This window comes from Sphingomonas sp. (assembly GCF_035910975.1).
Taxonomy (GTDB): Bacteria; Pseudomonadota; Alphaproteobacteria; order Sphingomonadales; family Sphingomonadaceae; genus Sphingomonas.
In genome coordinates this window covers 1-1,906 of sequence record NZ_JAMHWM010000045.1, presented here as the reverse complement: position 1 = coordinate 1,906, position 1,906 = coordinate 1, and the positions used below count along the sequence as shown (strand labels likewise).

Annotated in this window: 4 protein-coding genes; all 4 read left to right on the top strand. The window is 67.9% G+C overall.

Features of this window, described 5'->3' with window-relative positions; all coding sequences use genetic code 11:
- The first annotated feature begins 224 nt into the window (after positions 1-224).
- The gene (locus tag VYI76_RS16600) at positions 225-725 is read left to right on the top strand and encodes a DnaT-like ssDNA-binding protein (protein ID WP_326525926.1); all 501 of its coding nucleotides are present in this window, start codon (positions 225-227) and stop codon (positions 723-725) included.
- Positions 722-1,093, top strand: coding sequence for a hypothetical protein (locus VYI76_RS16595; protein WP_326525925.1), 372 nt, complete (start codon positions 722-724; stop codon positions 1,091-1,093). The genes VYI76_RS16600 and VYI76_RS16595 overlap by 4 nt, the downstream gene beginning before the upstream one ends.
- Positions 1,090-1,527: an HK97 gp10 family phage protein gene (locus VYI76_RS16590; protein WP_326525924.1), complete on the top strand. Its 438-nt coding sequence runs from the start codon at positions 1,090-1,092 to the stop codon at positions 1,525-1,527. Before VYI76_RS16595 ends, VYI76_RS16590 begins: the two co-directional genes overlap by 4 nt.
- The coding region (locus VYI76_RS16585; RefSeq protein WP_326525923.1) for a phage tail terminator-like protein at positions 1,524-1,906 on the top strand (383 nt) is incomplete at its 3' end. The genes VYI76_RS16590 and VYI76_RS16585, both read left to right, overlap by 4 nt.

Below are 1,906 nucleotides of genomic sequence, written 5' to 3'. Positions count from 1 at the left end.
GGTTCGCTCACGTCAGTGAAGCTGGCCGAGAAGGTGCGCGCCATGAGCCCGAAGAATGCTGCCGCTGTGAAAGCAGCCATCGAAGCCCAGGCGGCCATCGACGTGAGCGAGAAGGCGGCCGAAGTGGCTGCCGAGCCGGTCAAAGTCAAGCCCTGAGCGAATACGCTCAACAACGGCCCGCTTCGGCGGGCTTTTTGCATTTCTGAGCCACTGGAGCCCATCGAATGACCGTCGTCGTTGAAACAGGGTCGGTGACGGCTGGCGCCAACTCCTACGCGTCGGTCGCCGAGGCCACCACCTATCTGACCGCCCGGGCGCGCGAGGCCGCATGGACCGCGTACACGACCGCGCAGAAAGAGGGCTACCTGATCGAGGCAACCGCCTACCTGGACGCGCATGTGCAGTGGCGCGGCGTGCAGATCTCGACCGCCCAGGCGCTCGGCTGGCCGCGTGGCGGCGTCGTGAACCGGTACGGAATCGCGGTCAGTTCGACGGCAGTGCCTGACGCTGTGAAAGCCGCGGTGATCGAGATCGCCGCGCAGGGTGCGCCGGCTGTCGTGGCCGCGCGGCTCAAGGAATCGGTCACCGTCGGCCCGATCTCGACCACCTACGCGGGCGGCGGCGATCCGGCGCAGGGCATGGCGAAACACAAGTACGCGCTGCGGCTGCTCGATGGCCTGGTGGTGGGCGGCGTGGGCAATGCGATCAGGCTGGTGCGGGCGTGACCGCCTTCGACTATTCCGGCCTCGCCGACACCGCGGCCGAACTGCTGGCCGAGTTCGGCATGTCGATGACGCTGGCCCGTGCGTCCGGCAGCGCGCCGACCTACGACACCGCGACCGGTGTGGCGACGCCCGTGTCACCCGCGTCCTACACGGTCACAGGCGCCAAGTTCGACTATGCGGCCCGCGAGATCGACGGCACGCTGATCCAGGCGGGCGACCAGCGGGTGTACCTGAGCACGACCGGCGCCGTCCTGCCGCTGCCGGGCGACACGCTCACCATCGGCTCGACCGTGTTTCGTGTGATGCGCGCGGGCGCCGTCTCGCCGGCCGGCACCGATCTGCTTTACGACGTGCAGGTGCGCAAGTGAGCTTCGCCGCAGACCTGCAGGCGGTTCTCGATCGCGCCAAGGACAAGGCCGTCGATGTGGTGCGCAAGACCGCCTACGATCTGGACAAGGGCATGGTGGATCGCGCGCCGGTCGACACTGGCCGGCTGAAGTCCAATTTCCAAATCGGCATCGGCACCATCAACAAGGCCACCGACGCGGCACCGGGCTCGGACCCACTGCCGGCCGCGGCCGCTGCGCTGGCGACGTGGAAGCCCGGTCAGACCATCTGGCTGACCAATTCCATGCCCTACGCCCGCGTGGCCGAGTTCGGCCTGTACGGCAATCCCCCCGGCTCGGCCAACGGCCCGAAGACCAGCGGCGGCTATTCATCGCAGGCTGTCGGCGGCTTCGTACGCCTCACGGTGCAGGACTTCGAGCAAGTCTTCCGCAAAGCCGCCAGGTCGCTGAAATGACCATCGCCGCCATTCAGGCCGCGCTTGAGTCGCGGCTCTACGGCATCTCGCCAACCATCAGCACGGCCTGGCAGAACGTCGCGTTCACGCCCGTCGAGGGCACGCCATGGCAGCGCATCACCCTGCTGATCAATGACCCGATCGATCACGCAGTTACCTCCGACGTGACCGAGCAGCGCGGCCTGTTGCAGATCACCCTTCACTACCCCGGCGGCGTCGGCACAGCGACCGCGCTGGCGCGAGCCAATGCCGTCGCCGCCCGCTTTGCGCCCCCGCAGACGCTGACCTCTGGCGGCACCAACGTCGAGATCCTGCGCACCGCGCACATCGCCTCCGGCCTGTCTCTGGACGGCTGGTGGGTGATCCCGATCACCGTGCC

Bases quoted from the DNA above. Each gene is read 5' to 3' on its own strand.
- VYI76_RS16600 (WP_326525926.1), top strand. From the start codon at position 225: ATGACCGTCGTCGTTGAAACAGGGTCGGTGACGGCTGGCGCCAACTCC.